Origin of the sequence: Enterobacter sp. PP-008-ECC_S150 (assembly GCF_045257065.1) — a bacterium.
Taxonomy (GTDB): domain Bacteria; phylum Pseudomonadota; class Gammaproteobacteria; order Enterobacterales; family Enterobacteriaceae; genus Enterobacter; species Enterobacter chengduensis.
On sequence record NZ_JBJHHG010000014.1, the window covers coordinates 57,831 to 81,474 of the forward strand.

Sequence of the window (23,644 nt, forward strand, 5' to 3'; positions counted from 1 at the left end):
CGTTAAAGGGCCTGCTTGCGCTGAGGGGTTTGCGCCCCGAAATCATTGATGGCCGTCCAGGTCACCGCACCCGCCGCCCCTTTTGGCAACGCAAAATGCTGCTCGCTAAACGGCGCGACCATCATCGAGATGGCCCCCGGCGTCGCTTCCGTCTCTTCCACCGGTACGCTTTTCCCGCCCACGGCCAGCTCGCCAAAGGAGATGTAAAACGGCGTCGGGTTTTTGGCGATAAGCGTGTCGCCCTGACGACGGAACGTTAATTTTTCATCCGCCACCAGCGCATCGGACTCGTTTAGCTGAGACGGACGCCAGAAAAGCTTAAGCCGCGTTTTCATCGCGAACTGCAGGGTATTTTTCTCTTTCAGCTCAGGGGAGAGCGCGGAGACCGATTTCACGTTCGCCAGGAACAGCGATTCGCGGTCTGACGGCAGGCTTTTTTTATCGCCGGTAAAAATAATGTGTAACAGCGTTTGCCGGTTTTCCTGCAGCTTATATACGGGCGGCGTAATGACAAAGGGCGCTTTTGCATTATTAACGTAGCTGACCCAGCTTTGCACCAGATAACGGGTATGCGGATCTTTATTTTTAAGGGCTATTTGTACTTCAGATTTATTTGAAGGATAAATAATACGCGTCCCACCCAGCACTACGCTGGCTTGGGCTGACAGGCAAGAAATAACTAAACAACCACATAATAATTTAAATAACGTCTTCATACACCGTTCCAAAAGGCAGCCGTTAAGGCTGCCAGTCATTATTTAGCGATACATAACCTCGAAAGTTGCCGAAGAGGAGTAACGGCCGGCGGTTGGTGCCGTATTGCCAATCTGAATCACCTTCGCGATATAGTTAAAGACGGAGGCGGAGGCTCCTGTCGCATCGTTTGCTACATCGGTGCCCGCAGCGGGTTCGGAGCCGTCAAACACCACATCGCCTTTCGAGCCGTTTTCATTGCTGACGATGATGCCAACGTTGCTGGCATTGCCTGCGCCGCTGAGATCGTTCTTGAGCCGTTTTTTCGCGGCATCCGTCGTTGTACCGCTGAACTTGAGGTTTATCTTGGAAACCAGCGGGTCGCATTTTTTCACTTCGATCTTAAACGCTTTGGTGGTGCCTACCGCGCCGTCAGAGCCAAAGTCCGAAGGATACGTATCGGCGAACGTCACGGTTGACGATGTCGTACCCGAGCCGTCGACATCAATTTCACAGGTGTTCGCCACCACTCTTCCGGCAAAATTCACCGTGCCGGAGTCACCCGCGGCAAATGCAGGCAAAGAGAGCGCAGCCATAATGCTTCCAGCCAGAAATGAAGAAATAACAGACTTATTCATAATGATATCCTTATATATACCGATGCAGTCATCCATTCCCGCGCCTGTGCAGTGCGTCAGAATGTTATTTAATCTTTTATATCACTCACGCTGGGCAATTGAGCCAGCAACGTTTGAGGAAAAACAGGAGTTCCTTAAGAACATTACATCAGATAATTCTCGCAGCTGTCCAGACCGTATAAAAATCAACGCCACGCGTTCGTGTACAAGAGTATGTTTTAAATAAAAAATAATGGACCTTAGTAATTCTTAATTGTGGATTTATTTTTATTAAAAAATTACAAACTGTGAATAATAAAAAAAGGCCGCTTTATAATAAAGCGGCCTTTTATTCAGCGAACTAATTAGTTTCCGCCAAACATATCCTTAATCCAGCCGGCGACGCCATCGCTGTCTTTCTTCTCATTCTGCTGCGGCTGCTGTTGCTGCGGCTGCTGAGGCTGAGAAGATTGATCGAACGGGTTGCCCGTGGGCTGTTCAGGCTGGCTTTGCTGACACAGCGAGTCCGGATTGGCCGTCCAGACCGGCAGGGTACGCATCCCACCGCCGCACACGAAGTTACCGGAACTGTCCACGCCCATATCGACGATATCTTCCGGCGCAACCAGGTTCAGCGGCACCGGGGACTGATTGGCCAGATAGCGCTGGTAAATCGACATCGCCCCGCTCGCACCGTAAAGCTTGGTCGGCTGGTTGTTATCGCGGCCTACCCAGGTGATCACCACTTCGCGGCCATCGATACCGGCAAACCAGGTATCAACGTTGTTGTTGGTGGTCCCGGTTTTCCCCGCCAGGTGCAGACCGGGATACTTCGCCCCCAGCTGACGCCCGGTACCGCGCTGCACAACCTGCTGCATTGTCCACAGCGTCATATAAGCGGCCTGAGCCGGAACGGCACGTTCCGCCTGCGGGAAGCTCTGATACAGCACGGAGCCATCTTCGGCAATCACCGAACGCAGGGCCGACAGCGGCGCACGGTTACCGCCGCTGGCAATGGTCTGGAATGCCTGGGCGACTTCAATTGGCGTCAGGTTAAGCGCCCCGAGAATCATCGCCGGCACCGGGTGGAGCTGATCTTTCGACACGCCCAGTTTTTGCCAGGTGTCGACAATCGCAGGCAGGCCCAGCGACATGCCCAGGTTCACCGTTGGCACGTTCATGGAGCGGGTCAACGCATCCACCAGCATGACCTGGCCGCTGAACTGTTTATCATCGTTCTGCGGGGACCAGACCTGGCCGTTAGGCTGACGCAGGGAGATCGGCGCATCCGCGATCCAGGTATTCAGACGATACTGGTTTGGCTGACTCAGGGCCGTCAGGTAGGTCGCCGGTTTTGCCAGAGAACCAATCGAACGACGGGCCTGCATGGCGCGGTTGTAGCCTGCAAACTGCGGCTCGGCGCCGCCCACCATCGCGCGCACTTCACCGGTGTTACGGTCAACCACCACCATCGCGGTTTCCAGATCGGAGAGCTTGCGCTGCTTCTTCAGCGCCGGAATGCCTTCCACCGCCGCTTTTTCAGCCGCGTCCTGGGCTACCGAATCAAAGGTCGTGAAGATCTTCACGCCGGAGAGATCTTTGACCTTATCACCCAGCTTGGTTTGCAGCTCCTGACGTACCAGCTGCATAAACGCAGGCTGAGGAGAAATAACGCCACCGCGCGGCTGAACGCCAAGCGGACGCGCGCTCAGCATGTCGTACAGCTCCTGGTCAATCACCTGCTGTTGTTGCAGCAGACGCAGCACCAGGTTACGACGCTCCAGCGCCAGCTTCGGATTACGCCACGGGTTATAGATGGACGCCCCTTTCACCATGCCCACCAGCAGCGCCTGCTGGTCCAGGCTCAGCTCTTCTACCGGACGACCAAAGTAGTACAGGCTCGCCAGCGGGAAGCCGCGGATCTCGTTATCGCCGCTCTGACCGAGATACACCTCGTTCATGTACAGCTCCAGAATACGATCCTTGCTGTAGCGCGCATCCATCAGCACGGCCATATAGGCTTCGTTCGCTTTACGCCAGTAAGAGCGTTCGCTGGAGAGGAACAGGTTCTTCACCAGCTGCTGGGTCAGCGTACTTGCCCCCTGCACGGTGCGACCCGCCGTCAGGTTCGCCAGTACCGCACGGCCGATAGAGTAAAGGCTGATGCCGTCGTGCTCGTAGAAGTGACGGTCCTCGGTTGCCAGCAGGGTATCCACCAGCAGATCCGGGAAGCCGTTACGCGCCACGAACAGACGCTGCTCGCCGTTTGCTGACGAGAGCATGGTGATCAGACGCGGATCGAGACGGAAGAAACCGAACTGACGGTTGTTATCCATGTTCTCGATGGTGTCCAGACGATCGCCGTCAAAGGTCAGACGCGCGCGCACCTGGCCTTCTTTGCTGTCCGGGAAATCAAACGGACGGCGGATCATCTCGATGCTTTTGGCCTGAACGGTAAATTCGCCAGGGCGCGTCATTTTTGACACCTGACGATACTGGGTGGCCTCCAGCAGTTTCACCATCTCGTTTTTGGTGATGGACATATCTGGCTCAAGGTTCACCATACGGCCATACACGGCCGCAGGTAGCTGCCAGACTTTACCGTCGATACGGCTGCGGATCTTCTGATCCAGATACACGCCGTAAATCGCCATCAGCACAACAAAAACAATAAACAGCTTTAGCAGCAGCCAGAACCAGCCGCGCTTGCCCCGAGGCTTGCGCCCTTTGCCCTTTCCTTTCCGCGGCATCGGTTCTTCATCCTCATCGTCTTCATAGTCATCGTCATAGTCCTCATCTCTGAGGCGGCGACGGCTTACTTTTTCTTTTGCCGGACGCGAGGGTTTTCCCTTACGTCCAATTGGCTCGCGGTCATTCCCCGCCATGCTTTTTCTCCGCAACTTTCAGGCGCAAAGGCCAGATTCTCTTTTCTTTCACAGGCCTGTGAAAGAAGAAATCTCTCAAAATAAACAGCAAGACTTTCCTGACAGGAAAGTCTTTAGTGTTTTCTCCCTCTCCCCGTGGGAGAGGGCCGGGGTGAGGGCAACAGGCCGCACTCCCCTTTTTTCACCTAACTTACGAATATTTCTTCGTTCGCCGCGTCGGCGCCGTGTTCGCCGGATCGTCCGGCCAGACATGTTTGGGGTATCGCCCCTTCATCTCTTTCTGCACGTCACGGTAGCTTCCCGCCCAGAACGCCCCCAAATCTCGCGTGATCTGCAGCGGGCGATGCGCAGGCGACAGCAGCTCAAGCACTAACGGCACGCGCCCGTCAGCAATCGACGGCGTGGTGGCCTCACCAAACATCTCCTGCATCCGAACGGCCAGCGCCGGTGGATTATCCTCATGATAACGGATGGCAATCCGGCTTCCGGTCGGCACAGTGTAATGCCCTGGCAGTTCACTATCCAGACGTTGACGTAATGACCAGTCCAGTAAATTCTGTAACGCAGTCTTAACATCAAGCGCCTTAAGGGCGCGCAGCGAGTGCACGCCGCTCATTTGCGGCAGTAGCCAGCGCTCAAGCGTAGCCAGCAGCGTTTCATCATCCACCGCGGGCCAATCGTTTTCCGGTAGCCACTTCGCGGCGCAGCGCAGACGAATGCGGTACTGCTCCGCTTCCGGCGTCCAGTTCAGGACGCTCAGCCCTTTTTCCCGGATGCCGTTGAGCATCGCCTGATGCAGCTCGTCTTCCGACGGCTTCGCCAGCGGCGTCGTCCCGAGCGTCAACTTACCAATCTGGCTACGGCGAAACGCCTTCAGCGTGCCCTGGGCGTCGTCCCACTCGACGATGTCCGATTGCTGTAGCAGCTGCGGACAGGCTCGCGCTAGGGCGTCTATCTCTACCGCAACCGCCTGCAGGATACGCGCATCCGGGGAGTGACTCCCCTGGAGCAAGAGCGGCGCAATCAGCCATTCGTGACGCGTCAGCGCATCATCGCTGTCCAGCATCGCCCCCATGCCGTTTGCCAGCTGGTAGCGACCGTCCAGCCCGCGCCGACGGGCAATCCTGTCCGGGAAGGCCTGGGCCAGCAGAAAGGCGATCTTTTCGCTGTCGGGCGACCCTCCCCGGCTATTGAGGCGTTTACACAGCTGCTGCGCCCGCTGCTGCCAGTTTCCCTGGCTGCGTGAAAACGCCTGCCCCAGATCGCTGCTGCCACCGCGCGGCGGCTCCTCAAGGATAGCCGCCAGTTTGGCCGCCGTGGCAATTTCATCATCCCCCTGCGCGGCCACCAGCATCGCGGCCAGACGCGGATCGTTGCCCAGCGCCGCCATTTTCTGGCCCCGCGCCGTCAGACGCTCGCCTTCCAGCGCGCCAAGCGCGGTCAGCAGGGTGCGCGCGGCAGCAAGGTTCACAACAGGCGGAGCATCAAGCCAGGTGAGCTGCTCAGGGTTCGGGCAGCCCCACTGCAGCAGATCCATCACCAGGCCAGACAAATCGCTTTGTAGAATTTCCGGCGTGCTTTGCTGCGCAGCGCGCTCCGCCTGTTCCGCGCTGGTCAAATGCAGGCAGATACCCGGCTCTAGACGCCCCGCGCGGCCCGCGCGCTGCACCATCGACGCCTGGCTGATGCGCTGCGTCAGGAGTTTTGTCAGCCCGGTGCGCGGGTCAAAGCTTGCAACACGCTCCTGCGCGCTATCCACCACCAGGCGAATACCTTCAATGGTCAGGCTGGTTTCAGCAATATTGGTTGCCAGCACCACCTTACGCTGCCCCGCCGGGGGAGGAAGAATGGCTTTACGCTGCTCCTGAAGCGACAGTGCGCCGTAGAGCGGGCAAAGCAGCACATCGCCGCCAACGCGGGTAGAAAGCTGCTCCTGCACGCGCTGGATTTCGCCGACGCCCGGCAAAAACAGCAGCAGGGAACCGGCTTCCTGACGCAGCAGCTCGGCGGCGGCAATGGCGACCGCTTCGTCAAAGCGCTGGTGGGAGGGAAGCGGTTGATAGCGGCGCTCAACCGGAAAGGCCCGCCCTTCAGAACTGATGACCGGCGCATCGGGTAGCGCCTGCCGTAGCCGCGCGTTGTCCAGCGTGGCCGACATAATAAGCAGCCGGAGATCGTCGCGCAGCCCCTGCTGAACGTCCAGCAGCAGCGCGAGGGCCAGATCCGCCTGCAGGCTGCGCTCGTGGAACTCATCCAGGATCACCAGCCCGACGCCGGTCAGCTCCGGATCGTTTTGCAGCATGCGGGTAAGAATGCCTTCGGTGACCACTTCGAGGCGCGTGCTCGGCCCCACGCAGGTCTCGGCACGCATCCTGTAACCTACCGTTTCGCCCGGCTTTTCGTTCAGCAGCTCCGCCAGACGCTGCGCCACGTTGCGCGCGGCCAGCCGGCGCGGCTCCAGCAGGATAATTTTCCCGCTGATGTTTCCGTCTTTCAGGATCTGCAGCGGCAGCCAGGTGGACTTACCCGCGCCCGTCGGGGCATTCAGCAGAACCTGCGGGGCATGGCGTAAGGCAGCGAGAAGCTCGGGAAGAATAACGGCGACCGGCAATGAGGACACTAACAGCTCCAGAGGGTTAACATTAGTCGGCGTACATTGTAGCATCGGCGCATATCATTACCGAGTCCTCCGTATGCCCGAGTCGAAACGGCTGTTTTTTGCCATTGAATTGCCCACCACGATACAGCGTCAGATTGTTCGCTGGCGCGCCGATCGCTTCCCACCGGAGGCAGGCCGCCCCGTAGCGGCGGCCAACCTGCACCTGACGCTGGCCTTTTTGGGCGACGTCAGCGCCGAAAAACAGCGGGCGCTAGCCGCCATGGCCGGGCGGATTTCTCAGCCGCCGTTTACGCTACGCCTCGACGACGCGGGCCAGTGGCTGCGTTCGCGCGTGGTCTGGCTGGGCACGCGCCAGCCGCCGCGCGGTTTGTTACAGCTGGCAAATATGCTGCGAGCGCAGGCGGCGCGCAGCGGCTGCTATCAGACCCCGCAGCCGTTTCATCCGCATATCACGCTGCTGCGCGATGCCGGTCAGGCCGTTGCCCTCCCGGCCCCGGGCTTTCACTGGGCCTTCCCGGTCAATGAATTCGCGCTTTACGAATCCGTCTTTACTCAAGGACGCACACGCTACACGCCGCTACAGCGCTGGACGCTGGGCGACACCGAAAGGAATTCTGATGAAGTTTAGTCCTCCCCTGCAGCACGCTACGCTGGTCCAACGCTACAAACGCTTCCTCGCCGACGTGGTGACACCCGAAGGGGAGACGCTCACTCTGCACTGCCCCAATACCGGAGCCATGACCGGTTGCGCCACCCCGGGTGACACGGTCTGGTATTCCACATCAGAAAATACTAAACGCAAATATGCCCATACCTGGGAAATGACTGAAACCCAAAACGGGGCATTTATTTGCGTTAACACCCTGCGCGCAAATCAGCTGGTTAAGGAAGCGCTGACCCATGGCACAATTCCTGAACTGGTGGGATATGGCACGCATAAAAGTGAAGTGAAATATGGCGATGAAGGCAGCAGAATTGACTTCATGTTACAGGCGGAAGACAGGCCGGAGTGCTATATTGAAGTGAAATCAGTGACGTTAGCAGAACAGGAAAACGGCTACTTCCCGGATGCGGTGACGCTACGTGGTCAGAAGCACCTGCGAGAGCTAATGAGTGTTGCGGCGGCGGGCAAACGCGCCGTATTGCTGTTTGCGGTATTGCATTCAGCCATTGAACGTTTCTCCCCTGCCCGCCATATTGATCCTAAATACGCGCAATTGTTGAATGAGGCACAAAAGCAGGGGGTAGAGCTTTTCGCTTATAAAGCGGAACTTTCTGCCGATAATATGACTCTGAGATCCTCTCTTCCCATTGTCTTATAAGGGATTAGACGATTGACGATTAAGTGTTCTGGCCGCGTGCGCAAATACGCTTTTCCTCACAGGCTTGTCAAGTGTTACGTTTAGATAATTGCCATCCGGAAAAGCATCTGCTATTTATAGCGACCTGATTTTTCCCCCAACACGGGGATCGATAGTGCGTGTTAAGGAGAAGCAACATGCAAGAAGGGCAAAACCGTAAAACATCGTCCCTGAGTATTCTCGCCATCGCTGGGGTGGAGCCGTATCAAGAGAAGCCGGGCGAAGAGTATATGAACGAAGCCCAGCTGTCGCACTTCAAGCGTATTCTTGAAGCATGGCGTAATCAACTCAGGGATGAAGTCGATCGCACCGTTACTCATATGCAGGATGAAGCTGCTAACTTCCCGGATCCGGTAGACCGTGCCGCTCAGGAAGAAGAGTTCAGCCTCGAACTGCGTAACCGTGACCGCGAGCGCAAACTGATCAAAAAGATCGAGAAAACGCTGAAAAAAGTCGAAGACGAAGATTTTGGCTACTGCGAATCCTGCGGTGTTGAAATTGGCATTCGTCGCCTGGAAGCGCGTCCAACCGCCGATCTGTGCATCGACTGTAAAACGCTGGCCGAAATCCGCGAAAAACAGATGGCCGGTTAATACCAGCGCTGTTTACCCACTCAAAGGCGGGAGTCTCTCCCGCCTTGTTACTGTTGATATGTCTGAATCACACTATATTGGGCGCTTCGCGCCATCTCCTTCCGGTGAATTACACTTCGGCTCATTAATTGCCGCGCTCGGCAGCTACCTGCAGGCTCACGCCCGTCGGGGAAAATGGCTCGTCCGCATTGAAGATATTGACCCACCGCGTGAAGTTCCCGGTGCAGCAGAGACGATTCTGCGTCAGCTGGAACATTACGGTCTTCACTGGGATGACGAGGTTCTGTGGCAGTCAAAACGTCACGAGGCCTATCGGGAACGTCTGGCCTGGCTTCGCGATCGGGGGCTTTCCTATAACTGCACCTGCACCCGCGCGCGTATCCAGAGCGTGGGGGGCGTCTATGACGGCCACTGCCGCACGCTTAATCACCCTTCGGAAAATGCCGCCGTGCGCATTAAGCAGCGCTCTCCGGTGACGCGCTTTAACGATTTACTCTCCGGCGAGATTCATGCCGATGAACGTCTCGCGCGGGAGGATTTTATCATCCACCGTCGCGATGGCCTGTTCGCCTATAACCTGGCCGTGGTGGTGGACGATCATTTTCAGGGCGTGACGGAAATCGTGCGCGGGGCGGATCTGGTCGAGCCGACCGTGCGGCAAATCTCGCTGTATCACCAGTTTGGCTGGACGGCGCCGGACTACATTCATCTGCCGCTGGCGGTCAACGCGCAGGGCCTGAAATTGTCAAAGCAGAATCACGCCCCGGCCCTGCCGGACGGCGATCCGCGTCCTGTTTTGATCGACGCGCTGCGATTTCTCAACCAGAATGTAATCAACGAATGGCAGGATCTGCGTATTGACGAACTGCTGAAAATGGCCGTTGCCAACTGGACGCTCGCGGCGGTGCCAAAAATCCAGCATTCTCAAATGCGTTGCGCTGAGCTATGATTAGCCGCTTTTTTCATAACAAAACACACTACGAGGTGTACCATTTTTACCCGAGTCGCTAATTTTTGCCGTAAAGTGCTAAGCCGCGAAGAGAGCATGGCGAACGATGCTATTGCACAGCCACACATGTCGGTTATTCCGCGTGAGCAGCACACTATTTCCCGCAAAGATATCAGTGAAAATGCCCTCAAGGTGCTCTATCGTCTGAATAAAGCGGGCTACGAGGCCTATCTCGTGGGCGGTGGAGTGCGTGATTTACTGCTGGGCAAAAAACCCAAAGATTTCGACGTGACGACCAGCGCCACGCCTGAGCAGGTGCGCAAATTATTCCGCAACTGCCGTCTCGTTGGCCGTCGCTTCCGTCTGGCTCACGTCATGTTTGGGCCGGAAATTATCGAAGTGGCGACCTTCCGCGGCCACCACGAAGCGGGCGCGTCCGATCGCACCACGTCGCAGCGCGGCCAGAACGGTATGCTGCTGCGCGACAATATCTTCGGCTCTATTGAAGAAGATGCCCAGCGTCGCGACTTCACCATCAACAGCCTGTATTACAGCGTGGCGGATTTCACCGTGCGCGACTACGTTGGCGGCATGCAGGACCTGAAAGAGGGTCTGATTCGCCTGATCGGCACGCCGGAAACGCGCTACCGTGAAGATCCCGTGCGCATGCTGCGCGCCGTGCGTTTCGCCGCCAAGCTCAATATGCGCATCAGCCCGGAAACGGCAGAGCCTATTCCGCGTCTGGCGACGCTGATCAACGACGTGCCGCCTGCCCGCCTGTTTGAAGAGGCGCTGAAGCTGCTGCAGGCCGGTCACGGCTTTGAAACCTATAACCTGCTGCGCGAATACAACCTGTTCCAGCCGCTGTTCCCGACCATTACCCGCTACTTCACCGAAAACGGTGACAGCCCAATGGAGCGGATGATTGCGCAGGTGCTGAAAAACACCGACACCCGCATTCGCAACGACATGCGCGTGAACCCGGCGTTCCTGTTTGCGGCGATGTTCTGGTATCCGCTGCTGGAAACGGCACAGCGCATTACCCAGGAGAGCGGGCTCGCCTATTACGATGCCTTCGCCCTGGCCGCCAACGACGTGCTGGACGAAGGGTGCCGCACGCTCGCTATTCCGAAACGTATTACCACCCTGGTGCGCGATATCTGGCAGCTTCAGCTGCGCATGTCCCGTCGTCAGGGTAAACGCGCCTGGAAGCTGATGGAGCATCCTAAGTTCCGCGCCGCGTTCGATCTGCTCTCGCTGCGTGCTGAAATCGAACGCAATCAGGAGCTGCAGCGCCTGGCGCAGTGGTGGGCCGAATTCCAGGTCTCCGCCCCGCCGGAGCAAAAAGATATGCTTACCGGGCTGGATGAAGAGCCGGAACCGCGTCGCCGCCATCGTCGTCCGCGCAAACGCGCGCCGCGTCGTGAAGGGACAGCATGACCCTCGCGTATATCGCCATCGGCAGTAATTTAGCCTCCCCGCTGGAGCAGGTTAATGCTGCCGTACAGGCGCTGGGCGAGATCCCACAGAGCCAGATCGTGGCAGTCTCCTCGTTCTATCGCACGCCGCCGCTGGGCCCGCAGGATCAGCCCGATTATCTCAATGCCGCCGTGGTGCTGGAAACGGCCCTCGGTGCCGAAACGCTGCTGGACCACACCCAGCGCATCGAACTGCAGCAGGGCCGCGTGCGCAAAGCCGAGCGCTGGGGACCGCGCACGCTGGACCTCGACATCATGCTGTTTGGTCACGAGACCATCAACACTGAGCGTCTTACCGTTCCGCATTACGACATGAAAAATCGCGGGTTTATGCTCTGGCCGCTCTTTGAAGTCGCCCCCGACCTGACCTTCCCGGATGGCGTCCCGCTTCGGTCCATTCTGGACAGCCTCAATGCGGAAAGACCCGCCCGCTGGCGATCGGGCTCCCCTGCCGATTAGCCTCAGAATAATTGTGGCTAATCGATTACCTAAAATCATTGTTCCCTCGAATGTTACTGTTAGAATGCGCAAAGATTCGCTTTTGGGCTCTCAGGAAACAGTATGAAACCAACCACCATCTCCTTACTGCAGAAATGCAAACAGGAAAAAAAACGCTTCGCCACCATCACCGCGTATGACTACAGCTTCGCCAAACTGTTTGCCGAAGAGGGTATCAACGTCATGCTGGTGGGAGATTCGTTAGGGATGACGGTACAAGGACATGATTCCACCCTGCCGGTCACGGTTGAGGATATCGCTTACCATACCCGCGCCGTGCGTCGGGGTGCCCCGGCCTGCCTGCTGCTCTCCGATCTGCCGTTTATGGCCTACGCCACGCCGGAGCAGGCGTTCGAAAACGCGGCGACGGTGATGCGTGCCGGTGCCAATATGGTCAAAATTGAAGGTGGCGCCTGGCTGGTGGAGACGGTGAAAATGCTCACCGAACGCGCCGTGCCGGTGTGTGGCCATTTGGGCCTGACGCCGCAGTCCGTCAACATCTTTGGCGGATATAAAGTGCAGGGCCGCGGTGACGCCGCTCAGACGCTGTTTGATGATGCCCTGGCGCTGGAAGCCGCGGGTGCCCAGCTGCTGGTGCTGGAGTGCGTGCCGGTTGAGCTGGCGAAGCGTATCACCGACGCGCTGTCCATTCCGGTGATTGGTATTGGCGCGGGCAACGTGACCGACGGTCAGATTCTGGTGATGCACGACGCCTTTGGCATCACCGGCGGGCATATTCCGAAGTTTGCCAAAAATTTCCTCAGCGAAGCGGGCGACATGCGCGCCGCGGTCAGGCAGTATATTGCCGACGTTGAATCCGGTGTTTACCCGGGTGAAGAACACAGTTTCCATTAAGGAGTCTCGTTGTGCTAATCATTGAAACCCTGCCGCTGCTTCGCCAGCACATCCGCCGCGCGCGTCAGGAAGGTAAACGTATCGCACTGGTCCCGACTATGGGCAACCTGCATGACGGCCACATGAAGCTGGTCGACGAAGCCAGAGCCCGTGCAGATATCGTGGTGGTCAGTATCTTCGTTAACCCCATGCAGTTTGACCGCGCCGACGATCTGGCACGCTACCCGCGCACCCTGCAGGAAGACTGCGAGAAGCTCAAAAAACGCCATGCGGATATTGTCTTCTCTCCGGCGCCGTCGGACGTGTACCCTCAGGGTACCGATGAGGCCACTTACGTTGACGTACCGGGCATTTCCACCATGCTCGAAGGCGCCAGCCGTCCGGGCCATTTTCGCGGCGTGTCGACCATCGTCAGCAAGCTGTTCAACCTGGTACAGCCGGACGTGGCCTGTTTTGGTGAGAAAGATTTCCAGCAGCTGGCGCTGATCCGCAAAATGGTTGCGGATATGGGTTACGATATCGAGATTGTGGGCGTACCGATTGTGCGCGCCAAAGACGGTCTGGCGCTCAGCTCGCGAAATGGCTACCTGACCGCCGACCAGCGTAAAATCGCCCCGGGCTTAAGCAAGGTCATGAACACCATGGCGGAGCAGCTTCTGGCAAAAGAGCTGGCGGCAGAAGAGATTATCGCCCTCGCTGAACAGGCGCTGAATGATAAAGGCTTCCGCGCTGATGATATTCAAATTCGCGACGCCGACACGCTTCTGGAGCTTACGCAGACCAGCAAACGTGCGGTCATTCTGGTGGCGGCATGGCTTGGTCAGGCCCGCCTAATCGACAATAAAGTGGTTGAACTGGCGTAGGTTCTCCTGGCCGGAAGATAAAAGGTAAACGTAATGATTCGCAAAATGCTGCAAGGTAAGCTTCACCGTGTGAAAGTCACCCAGGCCGACCTGCACTATGAAGGCTCCTGCGCCATCGACCAGGATTTCCTCGACGCGGCGGGTATTCTTGAAAACGAAGCCATTGATATCTGGAACGTCAACAACGGCAAACGTTTCTCCACCTATGCCATTGCCGCCGAGCGCGGGTCCAAAATCATCTCCGTCAACGGCGCGGCAGCGCACTGCGCGGACGTGGGCGATATCGTGATCATCGCCAGCTTCGTGATGATGTCTGACGAAGAGGCGCGTCGCTGGCAGCCGAAGGTCGCCTACTTTGAAGGCGACAATGAGATGAAGCGCACCGCGAAGGCGATTCCGGTTCAGGTCGCCTAAGCGCTACCCCTGCGGCTGATTGCTGATCAGCCGCGACATCGTCTCCAGCGAATCCGTTCTAAGAATATACAGACGCTTCAATAAGAACGGATTATCCCCCGGCTTAACCTTCCCTCGTACCGTCGTCACCGCCAGATGGAACCCGGCGTCATTCGCGGCTTTGATCGCCTTATCGTCGTAACCGCCGAACGGATAAGAGAGGTAAAGCACGTGCGGGTTAAACTGCGCCAGATCCCGTCGTGAGCGCTTAAAATCAAACAGAATATTGTGATAGCTGCGGCTCAGTAAAATGGGCTGATGGTTGTCGTCAACGCGATGCAGGAAGTGCGTGTGGGACTGATAGTCGAACACGTCATGCATCTGCTCCAGCTCCGACACGCTCATAAACTGCAGGAATTTTGGCGCCCACTTTTGCGGGTGGCGCTTGATGCGCGACGAGATAATAAACGCCGTGGCCTTAAAGCCATACGCTTTGAGGATCGGATAAGCGTAGCGGTTAACGGACTTCAGGCCATCGTCGAAGGTAATCACCACCGATTTCGCCGGCAGGTTCATCTTGTTGCGTACGTACCCTTCCAGCTGGTACATCGTCAGTGTGGTGTAGCCCTGGTCGCGCAGCCAGGTCATCTGGTTGCTGAACGCACGCACGCTGGTCGTCGTGGAGGTATGGCGAAAACGGGTGTTCTCTTCGTCACGCAGGATATGGTGATAGGTAATCACCGGAATGCCGTTGTCTTCCTGCGCGTCCAGGCTGCTGATCCAGGCCAGGCGGTTGCCGATGCGGATCTGGAACCAGGTCTGATTCAAACGGTCTTTGAGTTTGTTCAGGATCGGATAGCGAAGATTGGCGCTTAGGGTACCAAAGGGGGCACTGCCGTTGTTCGGGGCGTTATAAACGGGCGTGTCTTTCCACGTTATCAGGTTTTGATTGCTCAGCGGTTTATTCAAATCCCCCAGGCCATCCTCAACGCGCTGTTTGCCCTGCACCGGCTCCAGGTGGCCTTTGTCGATAAAGCCCGTGCCGAAGCCGAAGCGAAATTCATAATAGTCCGCCGCCGCAGGCACCACGGCGAGGATCTGCCCTGCCCGCACGTTGCCGACGTTAATAACGCTATTGCCGACCTGGGCCCAAATCGCCGCATCTTCGGTGGTTTGCATATATTGAGCAGGCAATCTTTGCTGACTTAATAAACTGGCAAAAGACGTGCCGGACACGAACATCAAAAACAGGAAAACAATACGCGTGAACATGAGGTTCTTATTCGAAGCGGAAATACTTATGTCATTGTAGCAAAAGCGACATCAATACCAACGTTTAATTCTTATACAGGTCATGGAGCAGGACGAAGGGCGGATTTTTTTGCTGCTGATGCCATAAGCTGCTGACGTCCGGAGCACCCTGCCCGACGATAGCGTTACGGAACGCCGCGCTGGTTAATATTTCGCGCTGGGGATACATCATTTCAAGTAATGGAAAGCTAATACCGGAGATCACCTCGCAGCAGTCGTGCTTGTGGCTCAGCAGGGCCGCAGCACGGTAAGGCGCCGCGCCGGATTTATCGGTAAGAAAAATGACGCCCTCTCCGGAGTCGGTTTCGTGCAGGGCATCGCACATCATCCGGCCCAGCATGTTGGTGCTTAAGCCGCGCCAGTAGTTGACGGCACGACACTGTGGCAGCGGACCAAACCTGGCTTCCAGCTTCAGCAACATGCCCTGCGCCCGTTCATCGTGGCAGGTGATAACCCATCCCAGCATAACTCTCTCCTTAGCAGGCAAGTAGTTTAGCGGAGTGAAGGTTAGCTTTCGGTGATAGCTGTCAAAGAAAGCGCCCGGCAAACAGCACGTTGCCGGGCAACAGATTAGCTGCGCAGACCGCGCCCGCGCTGGATCAGATACCAGCACAGCAGGTAGAAGGCAATGATGAACACCACCAGCACCGCCACCGTGGTAAACAGCGGCACGTCGGTGATCCCAAGGAAGCCAAAGCGGAAGCCGCTGATCATATAAACAATCGGGTTCAGGTGCGACAGCGCCTGCCAGAAAGGCGGCAGCAGCGTCAGGGAGTAGAACACTCCACCGAGATAGGTCAGCGGCGTCAGGACGAAGGTCGGGATCAGGCTAATGTCGTCAAACGTTTTGGCGAACACGGCGTTCAGCAGACCGGCCAGCGAGAACAGAATTGCCGTCAGGAGCAGCGTCAGCGCGACAAACAGCCACGAGTGGACCTGGAACGGCACGAAGAACAGCGAAATCGCCGTGACCAGGATCCCCACGCACAGCCCGCGCGCCACGCCGCCACCGACGTAGCCCGCGATAATGACGTGCGTCGGCACGGGCGCGACCAGCAGCTCTTCGATATTGCGCTGGAACTTGGCGCTAAAGAACGACGACGCCACGTTCGCATAGGCGTTGGTGATCACCGCCATCATGATCAGCCCCGGGACGATAAACTGCATATAGGTAAAGCCGTGCATCTCACCAATCCGGGAGCCAATCAGGTTACCGAAGATGATGAAATAGAGCGTCATGGTGATCACCGGCGGCACCAGGGTTTGCACCCAGATACGCATAAAGCGGTTAATCTCTTTCGCCCAGATACTTTTCAGCGCGACCCAGTAAAGATGCGTCATGCCTTGTCTCCTTGTTTATCCTGCACCAGAGAGACAAACAGCTCTTCCAGTCGGTTCGCTTTGTTACGCATACTCAAGACCTGAATCCCCTGCGCGCTCAGCTGCGAGAACACGCTGTTAATCCCCTGCTCGCGCAGCACTTCCACTTCCAGCGTTGAGGTGTCGACGAGACGGTACTGATACCCTTCGAGCTTCGGTAGCGGGCTTTTTGCCGCCAGATCGAGAATAAACGTTTCGGATTTCAGCTTGGAGAGCAGGTTCTTCATCGAGGTGTTTTCCACCAGCTCGCCGTGCTGAATGATGCCGATGTTGCGGCACAGCATTTCGGCCTCTTCCAGATAGTGGGTGGTCAGAATAATGGTGGTGCCTTTGTCGTTGAGATCTTTCAGGAAGCCCCACATGGAGCGGCGCAGCTCAATGTCTACGCCCGCCGTCGGCTCATCGAGAATCAGCAGCTTTGGCTCGTGCATCAGCGCGCGGGCAATCATCAGGCGGCGCTTCATCCCGCCGGACAACATCCGCGCGCGTTCGTTACGCTTTTCCCACAGATCGAGCTGCTTCAGGTATTTTTCGCTGCGCTCCAGCGCCTCTTTGCGCTCAACGCCGTAATAGCCCGCCTGGTTAACGACGATTTGCTGCACCGTCTCGAACGGGTTGAAGTTGAACTCCTGCGGTACCAGCCCCAGCTGGCGCTTGGCGTTAACCACATCTTTTTGCAGATCGTAGCCGAACACGCTGACGCGGCCGGAGGTTTTGTTCACCAGCGAGCTGATGATCCCGATGGTGGTGGATTTTCCCGCCCCGTTCGGCCCCAGAAGCGCGTAAAAATCCCCGGCTTCTACTTTCAGATCTATTCCGCGCAGCGCCTGAACGCCACCCGAATAGGTTTTTTTAAGCTGCTCAAGCTCCAGTGCAATTGCCATGAATTTAACTTACCTTCAGTTCTGACACACGTTGTGTGGTTTCATTAAAAGTCGGGTTACCCTATAGTAGCGCAACGCAATTACTTGGTTACAGGTCGCTAACCTCCATGAACGACATAGATACACTCATTAGCAACAATGCACTATGGTCAAAAATGCTGGTGGAGGAAGACCCCGGATTTTTTGGAAAACTGGCGCAGGCACAGAACCCGCGCTTTCTCTGGATTGGCTGTTCCGACAGCCGCGTGCCCGCCGAACGTCTGACCGGTCTTGAGCCTGGCGAGCTGTTTGTTCACCGTAATGTCGCCAACCTGGTGATTCACACCGATCTCAACTGTCTTTCTGTGGTTCAGTATGCCGTTGACGTTCTGGAAGTCGAGCACATCATCATTTGTGGCCACTACGGCTGCGGCGGCGTGCAGGCGGCGGTAGAAAACCCGGAGCTTGGGTTGATTGATAACTGGCTGCTGCACATCCGCGATATCTGGTTCAAACATAGCTCACTGCTGGGCGAAATGCCGCAGGAGCGCCGCATGGACACCCTGTGCGAGCTTAACGTGATGGAACAGGTGTATAACCTTGGGCATTCGACCATCATGCAGTCAGCGTGGAAACGCGGGCAGAAGGTTTCGATCCACGGCTGGGCGTACGGCATTCACGACGGTCTGCTGCGCAATCTGGAAGTCACCGCCACCAACCGCGAGACGCTGGAGCAGCGTTACCGTTCAGGGATTGCCAACCTCAAGCTTAAGCATGTGAACCACAAATAAACAAAGCCGGGTGGCGGCTGAGCCTTACCCGGCCTGCATGAGCCCATTCGTAGGCCCGGTAAGCGCAGCGCCACCGGGCAAAAGCGCTACTCGTCGAGAATCACAACCTTGCCCACATACGGCAAATGGCGATAACGCTGCGCGTAGTCGATACCGTAACCCACCACGAATTCGTCCGGAATCGAGAAGCCGACGAACTCAACCGGCACCTGTACTTCACGGCGCTCAGGTTTATCCAGCAGCGTACAAATCGCCAGCGATTTCGGCTCGCGCAGGCTCAGGATCTCGCGCACTTTAGAGAGCGTGTTGCCGGAGTCGATAATGTCCTCAACGATCAACACATCTTTGCCACGAATATCTTCATCCAGATCTTTCAGGATTTTCACATCACGGGTGGTGGACATGCCGCTGCCGTAGCTGGAGGCGGTCATAAAATCGACCTCATGGGGCACATGCACTTCACGGCACAGGTCGGCCATGAACATGAAAGAGCCGCGCAGCAGACCAACCAGCACCATTTCGCTGCCGCTGTCCTTGTAATGTTCGGTGATTTGACGACCCAGTTCGGCGATACGCACTTTGATCTCGGCTTCCGGGATCATCACTTCAACAGTATGTTTCATATTACTAACCAAATGATTTTAATGAAAATCTCTCAATACGGATGAGTTAATATCCAGCACTGATACGCAAGCCAGCTATTATATCAGCAAATGGATAACCCTGGCGTATGAGTTATAAAAAGCAAATATTGTGATTCCGATCACACTTGTTAATACCTATAATTAGTTGCTAGCAAATTATTAACAAAAACTGACGAGTACACTTTCTATGGCTGAAACACACTCTAAACAGCCGCGTCTACTGGTGACACTAACAGCGTTATTCGCCGCCTTCTGCGGCCTGTACCTGTTAATCGGTGGCGTCTGGCTTGTCGCGATCGGCGGCTCCTGGTACTACCCGATTGCGGGCCTGGTTATGCTTGGCGTAACCGTCCTGCTCTGGCGTAGAAAACAATCTGCACTGTGGCTGTATGCCGCACTCCTCCTTGCCACCATGATCTGGGGCGTCTGGGAAGTCGGCTTTGACTTCTGGGCACTGACGCCGCGCAGCGATATCCTGGTCTTCTTCGGTATCTGGCTGATCCTGCCGTTCGTCTGGCGTCGCCTGATCGTGCCGTCCAGCGGTGCCGTTGCGGCGCTGGTGGTGGCCCTGCTGATCAGCGGCGGCATTCTCACCTGGGCAGGCTTTAACGACCCGCAGGAAATTCACGGCACGCTGAACACCGAATCGACGCCAGCTGCGGCTATCTCGCAGGTTGCTGACGGCGACTGGCCGGCCTATGGTCGTAACCAGGAAGGTCAACGCTATTCCCCGCTGAAGCAGATTAACGCGGACAACGTTAAGAACCTGAAGGAAGCCTGGGTATTCCGTACCGGCGACCTGAAGATGCCGAACGATCCGGGTGAACTGACCAACGAAGTGACCCCGATTAAGGTCGGCAATATGCTTTATCTGTGTACGGCGCACCAGCGTCTGTTCGCGCTCGACGCGGCCACCGGTAAAGAGAAATGGCACTTCGATCCGCAGCTGAATTCCAACCCGTCGTTCCAGCACGTGACCTGCCGTGGCGTCTCTTACCACGAAGCGCGCGCCGATAATGCGAGCCCGGAAGTGGTTGCCGACTGTCCGCGCCGCATCATGCTGCCGGTCAACGATGGTCGTCTGTTCGCCATCAATGCCGAAACGGGCAAGCTGTGCGAAACCTTTGCCAACAAAGGTATCCTGAACCTGCAGACCAACATGCCGGACACCACGCCGGGTCTGTATGAGCCAACCTCACCGCCAATCATCACCGATAAAACCATCGTGATTGCCGGTTCGGTAACGGATAACTTCTCCACGCGCGAAACCTCTGGCGTCATCCGCGGCTTCGACGTGAACACCGGTAAGCTGCTGTGGGCCTTCGACCCGGGCGCGAAAGATCCGAACGCGATCCCGTCAGACGAGCACACCTTTACCTTCAACTCGCCAAACTCCTGGGCTCCTGCGGCGTATGACGCGAAGCTGGACCTGGTCTACCTGCCGATGGGCGTCACCACGCCGGATATCTGGGGCGGTAACCGAACGCCGGAGCAGGAACGCTATGCGAGCGCCATCGTGGCGCTGAACGCGACCACCGGCAAGCTGGCGTGGAGCTACCAGACCGTACACCACGATCTGTGGGATATGGATATGCCGTCCCAGCCAACGCTGGCGGACATTACCGTTGACGGCAAAACCGTTCCGGTGATTTACGCACCGGCCAAGACGGGCAACATCTTCGTGCTGGATCGCAGCAACGGCAAGCTGGTTGTGCCTGCACCGGAAAAACCGGTCCCGCAGGGCGCGGCGAAAGGCGACTACGTCTCTAAAACGCAGCCGTTCTCTGACCTGAGCTTCCGTCCGAAGAAAGACCTCAGCGGGGCAGACATGTGGGGTGCCACCATGTTTGACCAGCTGGTGTGCCGCGTGATGTTCCATCAGCTGCGCTATGAGGGCATCTTCACGCCGCCTTCCGAGCAGGGCACGCTGGTCTTCCCGGGTAACCTGGGGATGTTCGAATGGGGCGGGATCTCCGTTGATCCTAACCGTCAGGTGGCAATCGCCAACCCAATGGCGCTGCCGTTCGTTTCCCGCCTGATCCCACGCGGTCCGGGCAACCCGATGGAGCCGCCGAAAGACGCGAAAGGAACCGGCACCGAAGCCGGCATCCAGCCGCAGTACGGCGTACCGTTTGGCGTTACGCTGAACCCGTTCCTGTCGCCGTTTGGCCTGCCGTGTAAACAGCCTGCCTGGGGTTATATCTCCGGCCTGGATCTGAAAACTAACCAGATCGTGTGGAAAAAACGTATTGGTACGCCACAGGACAGCATGCCGTTCCCGATGCCGGTTCCGGTGCCGTTCAATATGGGTATGCCAATGCTGGGTGGCCCAATCTCCACCGCCGGTAACGTGCTGTTCATCGCGGCAACCGCAGATAACTACCTGCGCGCGTACAACATGACCAACGGTGAAAAACTGTGGCAAGGCCGTCTGCCAGCGGGTGGACAGGCTACCCCGATGACCTATGAAGTGAATGGCAAGCAGTACGTTGTCATCTCTGCGGGCGGTCACGGTTCGTTTGGCACGAAGATGGGCGACTATATCGTCGCGTATGCGCTGCCTGACGAAAACAAGTAACTGAAAAAGCCGGGTGGCGGCTACGCCTTACCCGGCCTACGGAAAGATGCAAAACGGCAACCTCGGTTGCCGTTTTTATGTTTGTTCCCTCTCCCCGTGGGAGAGGGCCTGGGTGAGGGCATCAGGCCGCACTGTTTTAAACAGTGAACCCCAGCATCATCCCCGTATCCTCATGCTCCAGCAGGTGGCAGTGCGCCATATAGGCAAATTCTTTCGGCGCCTCGTGGTCGAACTTCACCAGCACCTCGCTGACGCCGCCCTCCACTCTCACCGTATCCTTCCAGCCCGCGCGATGCGTCTCGGGCGCTTTGCCGTTCTCAGAAAGAATGCGGAACTGGGTGCCGTGGATATGGAACGGGTGCAGCATCATGTCCCCTTCGCCTGAAATCACCCAGCGCTCAAACTGGCCCTTTGCCGCAGCAAACATCGGCGTGTTCATGTCAAAGGCTTTGCCGTTGATCATATTGGCGTTGTGAAAATCAAAGCCATGGTCGCCGTGATGCATGTTCCCCACGCCGCCCATGCTGCCGTGGTCCATATTCATGTGGCCCATCATCTGCCCGTGGTGCATCCCCGCCATCGCCTTATCGCCATATTTCGCCATCAGCGCCTGCATCCCCATCATGTCGAGCATCGGGTTCATGGAGAGCTGCAGCTTGCGCTGCGTAAGCCCATCGAGCGACGGGAGGGCTGGCAGCGTCGTCAGCGTATCAGGCAGCGAACCGGAAGCAGCCACCAGCAGCGGCTGAATACGCAGCACCGGATGCGGCTTGTCGAAGGGCGCAACCGCCATCCCCATCTGGCTCACCGGCAGTGTCACGAGGTCAAACGGCTTGCCGTCGCTGATGTCCACCAGCACCTCAAAGCGTTCGCCCATCAGCATCGGCAGCTCGCTCACTTTTACCGGCTCCGGCAGCAGCCCGCCGTCGCTGGCGACCACGTACAGCGGGCGCTTATCGCTGGTGGCGAAGTTGAGCGAGCGCGCGTTACAGCCGTTGAGCAGGCGCAGGCGCAGCCAGCCTTTCGGCGCGGCGTGCTGAGGATAGATGGCGCCGTTGGTCAGCAGCGTGTCGCCAAACCAGCCTACCGCCGCGCTCATGACGTCCAGCTGGTAGTCAATTTGCCCGTCAGCGGTAAATTTCTTGTCCTGCACAATCACCGGCACGTCGTCGATGCCCCACTGCTTCGGCAGGCGCAGCAGGCGGCTTTCGTCGTCTTCAATCAGCACCAGCCCCGCCAGCCCCATCGCCACCTGATGGCCCGTTTTGCCATGCTGATGCGGATGGAACCAGCAGGTCGCGGCGCGCTGGTCTGGCGTAAAGGTGACGCTGCGCGCGCCGCCCGCTTTTATAATGCCCTGCGGCCCGCCGTCCACCTCGCCCGGCACTTCCAGACCGTGCCAGTGCACCGTCGTCTCTTCGGCGAGCGTGTTGTGGATATCCACCGTCACCGCCTTCCCCTTGTGCAGCTGCAGCGCCGGGCCGAGCAGGTTGCCGTTATAGCCCCACGTCGTGGCGCTGTGTGCGCCAAACGTCGTTTTACCGGCCTGAACCACAAGCTGGATTCGGCTTTGGGCGTCCGCGGTGAGTAAGTCAGGAATGGATAAGGCAGGCCTGTCAGCGGCGAAAACCGCGCGGCTCCAGAGAGGTAATGCGCTGGCCGCACCCAGCACAGCGGAATATTTTAAAAAATCACGACGTTGCATGTTCATTTCCTTATTTCCAGCAGGCGATCTTTTGAGCATAAACCCTCCCCTTACCGGAAGGTCAAGCTAAGCGGCAATAATAAAGATCGTCGCACTGGCATCAAGTATGCTAACGTTAATTTTCCGTGAAGAAGTGGTAGAAGCAATGAAGACGTTTTTCAGGACAATTTTGTTCGGTAGCCTGATGGCAATGTGTGCGAACAGCTATGCGCTGAGTGAAAATGAAGCGGAAGATATGGCCGACTTAACGGCGGTTTTTGTATTCCTGAAAAATGATTGCGGCTACCAGAATTTACCCAACGGGCAAATTCGCCGCGCGCTGGTCTTTTTTGCCCAGCAGAACCAGTGGGATCTCAGCAACTACGACAGCTTCGACATGAAGGCGCTCGGCGAAGACAGCTACCGTGACTTGAGCGGCATTGGTATTCCCACCTCCAAAAAATGCAAAGCGCTGGCTCGCGATTCACTCAGCCTGCTCGCCTACGTCAAATAACCTTCCCGACGCCTCCTGTTGAACCTCTGACCGTGCAACCACGGTTAGAGTTAGCTATCATGTTTCGCTCATTT

General features: G+C 57.1%; 22 protein-coding genes. 12 read left to right on the top strand and 10 right to left on the bottom strand.

Going from position 1 to position 23,644, the window contains the following annotated elements:
- Window positions 1–2: 2 nt before the first annotated feature.
- From ACJBF3_RS15920 to hrpB, 4 genes are all read right to left on the bottom strand, one after another.
- On the bottom strand, window positions 3–716 hold the full coding sequence (locus ACJBF3_RS15920) for a molecular chaperone (RefSeq protein ID WP_072049975.1): 714 nt from the start codon (window positions 714–716) through the stop codon (window positions 3–5).
- Window positions 717–758: 42 nt separating this feature from the next.
- A complete protein-coding gene (locus ACJBF3_RS15925; RefSeq protein WP_048994501.1) occupies window positions 759–1,367 on the bottom strand; it encodes a fimbrial protein in 609 nt (202 codons plus the stop codon).
- 308 nt (window positions 1,368–1,675) lie between these two features.
- Entirely contained in the window at window positions 1,676–4,195 is a 2,520-nt protein-coding gene (mrcB, locus tag ACJBF3_RS15930; RefSeq protein ID WP_045327787.1) for a bifunctional glycosyl transferase/transpeptidase, read from the bottom strand.
- Between the two features lie 190 nt (window positions 4,196–4,385).
- The gene (gene hrpB / locus ACJBF3_RS15935) at window positions 4,386–6,815 is read right to left on the bottom strand and encodes an ATP-dependent helicase HrpB (protein ID WP_045327785.1); all 2,430 of its coding nucleotides are present in this window, start codon (window positions 6,813–6,815) and stop codon (window positions 4,386–4,388) included.
- A gap of 73 nt (window positions 6,816–6,888) precedes the next feature.
- Here hrpB and thpR point away from each other — a divergent pair, with 73 nt between their 5' ends.
- The 9 genes from thpR to panD all read left to right on the top strand — a co-directional run bounded on the left by thpR (window position 6,889) and on the right by panD (window position 13,826).
- Window positions 6,889–7,443 (top strand): RNA 2',3'-cyclic phosphodiesterase, encoded by a 555-nt coding sequence (gene thpR / locus ACJBF3_RS15940; RefSeq protein WP_045327784.1) that lies wholly within the window; start codon window positions 6,889–6,891, stop codon window positions 7,441–7,443.
- Window positions 7,433–8,137 carry a DNA/RNA nuclease SfsA gene (gene sfsA, locus ACJBF3_RS15945; RefSeq protein ID WP_045327782.1) on the top strand — a complete coding sequence of 235 codons (705 nt, stop codon included), beginning with the start codon at window positions 7,433–7,435 and terminating at the stop codon, window positions 8,135–8,137. The genes thpR and sfsA overlap by 11 nt, the downstream gene beginning before the upstream one ends.
- Window positions 8,138–8,313: 176 nt before the next feature.
- Window positions 8,314–8,769, top strand: a complete 456-nt coding sequence (gene dksA, locus ACJBF3_RS15950) for an RNA polymerase-binding protein DksA (RefSeq protein WP_001155232.1) — start codon at window positions 8,314–8,316, stop codon at window positions 8,767–8,769.
- A 58-nt stretch (window positions 8,770–8,827) separates the two neighbouring features.
- Window positions 8,828–9,718, top strand: coding sequence for a tRNA glutamyl-Q(34) synthetase GluQRS (gene gluQRS, locus ACJBF3_RS15955; RefSeq protein WP_045327780.1), 891 nt, complete (start codon window positions 8,828–8,830; stop codon window positions 9,716–9,718).
- A gap of 42 nt (window positions 9,719–9,760) precedes the next feature.
- Window positions 9,761–11,158, top strand: a complete 1,398-nt coding sequence (pcnB, locus tag ACJBF3_RS15960; protein ID WP_072254544.1) for a polynucleotide adenylyltransferase PcnB — start codon at window positions 9,761–9,763, stop codon at window positions 11,156–11,158.
- Window positions 11,155–11,655, top strand: a complete 501-nt coding sequence (folK, locus tag ACJBF3_RS15965) for a 2-amino-4-hydroxy-6-hydroxymethyldihydropteridine diphosphokinase (RefSeq protein ID WP_045327777.1) — start codon at window positions 11,155–11,157, stop codon at window positions 11,653–11,655. The genes pcnB and folK overlap by 4 nt, the downstream gene beginning before the upstream one ends.
- A 102-nt stretch (window positions 11,656–11,757) precedes the next feature.
- On the top strand, window positions 11,758–12,549 hold the full coding sequence (gene panB, locus ACJBF3_RS15970) for a 3-methyl-2-oxobutanoate hydroxymethyltransferase (RefSeq protein WP_045327772.1): 792 nt from the start codon (window positions 11,758–11,760) through the stop codon (window positions 12,547–12,549).
- Window positions 12,550–12,560: 11 nt separating this feature from the next.
- Window positions 12,561–13,412: a pantoate--beta-alanine ligase gene (gene panC, locus ACJBF3_RS15975; RefSeq protein WP_045327771.1), complete on the top strand. Its 852-nt coding sequence runs from the start codon at window positions 12,561–12,563 to the stop codon at window positions 13,410–13,412.
- Between the two features lie 33 nt (window positions 13,413–13,445).
- The gene (gene panD, locus ACJBF3_RS15980; protein WP_003856284.1) at window positions 13,446–13,826 is read left to right on the top strand and encodes an aspartate 1-decarboxylase; all 381 of its coding nucleotides are present in this window, start codon (window positions 13,446–13,448) and stop codon (window positions 13,824–13,826) included.
- A gap of 3 nt (window positions 13,827–13,829) precedes the next feature.
- Here panD and ACJBF3_RS15985 read toward each other — a convergent pair whose 3' ends face one another.
- From ACJBF3_RS15985 to ACJBF3_RS16000, 4 genes are all read right to left on the bottom strand, one after another.
- Window positions 13,830–15,077 carry a polysaccharide deacetylase family protein gene (locus ACJBF3_RS15985; protein ID WP_045327770.1) on the bottom strand — a complete coding sequence of 416 codons (1,248 nt, stop codon included), beginning with the start codon at window positions 15,075–15,077 and terminating at the stop codon, window positions 13,830–13,832.
- 64 nt (window positions 15,078–15,141) lie between these two features.
- Window positions 15,142–15,582, bottom strand: a complete 441-nt coding sequence (locus ACJBF3_RS15990; RefSeq protein WP_045327768.1) for a PTS sugar transporter subunit IIA — start codon at window positions 15,580–15,582, stop codon at window positions 15,142–15,144.
- Window positions 15,583–15,686: 104 nt separating this feature from the next.
- The gene (locus tag ACJBF3_RS15995) at window positions 15,687–16,457 is read right to left on the bottom strand and encodes an ABC transporter permease (protein ID WP_023334536.1); all 771 of its coding nucleotides are present in this window, start codon (window positions 16,455–16,457) and stop codon (window positions 15,687–15,689) included.
- Window positions 16,454–17,380: an ABC transporter ATP-binding protein gene (locus tag ACJBF3_RS16000; RefSeq protein WP_023332105.1), complete on the bottom strand. Its 927-nt coding sequence runs from the start codon at window positions 17,378–17,380 to the stop codon at window positions 16,454–16,456. The genes ACJBF3_RS15995 and ACJBF3_RS16000 overlap by 4 nt, the downstream gene beginning before the upstream one ends.
- Before the next feature lie 107 nt (window positions 17,381–17,487).
- On the opposite strand from ACJBF3_RS16000, the gene can reads away from it, so the two are divergent.
- Window positions 17,488–18,150, top strand: a complete 663-nt coding sequence (gene can, locus ACJBF3_RS16005) for a carbonate dehydratase (protein ID WP_014882586.1) — start codon at window positions 17,488–17,490, stop codon at window positions 18,148–18,150.
- 86 nt (window positions 18,151–18,236) lie between these two features.
- On the opposite strand, the gene hpt is transcribed toward can, so the two are convergent.
- On the bottom strand, window positions 18,237–18,773 hold the full coding sequence (hpt, locus tag ACJBF3_RS16010; RefSeq protein WP_045327764.1) for a hypoxanthine phosphoribosyltransferase: 537 nt from the start codon (window positions 18,771–18,773) through the stop codon (window positions 18,237–18,239).
- Between the two features lie 208 nt (window positions 18,774–18,981).
- On the opposite strand from hpt, the gene ACJBF3_RS16015 reads away from it, so the two are divergent.
- Entirely contained in the window at window positions 18,982–21,372 is a 2,391-nt protein-coding gene (locus ACJBF3_RS16015) for a glucose/quinate/shikimate family membrane-bound PQQ-dependent dehydrogenase (RefSeq protein ID WP_045327762.1), read from the top strand.
- 136 nt (window positions 21,373–21,508) lie between these two features.
- Here the strand turns inward: ACJBF3_RS16015 and cueO are convergent, their stop codons facing one another.
- Window positions 21,509–23,077 (bottom strand): multicopper oxidase CueO, encoded by a 1,569-nt coding sequence (cueO, locus tag ACJBF3_RS16020; RefSeq protein WP_045327760.1) that lies wholly within the window; start codon window positions 23,075–23,077, stop codon window positions 21,509–21,511.
- A gap of 145 nt (window positions 23,078–23,222) precedes the next feature.
- On the opposite strand from cueO, the gene ACJBF3_RS16025 reads away from it, so the two are divergent.
- The gene (locus tag ACJBF3_RS16025) at window positions 23,223–23,570 is read left to right on the top strand and encodes a YacC family pilotin-like protein (protein ID WP_045327862.1); all 348 of its coding nucleotides are present in this window, start codon (window positions 23,223–23,225) and stop codon (window positions 23,568–23,570) included.
- The last annotated feature ends 74 nt before the right edge of the window (window positions 23,571–23,644 follow it).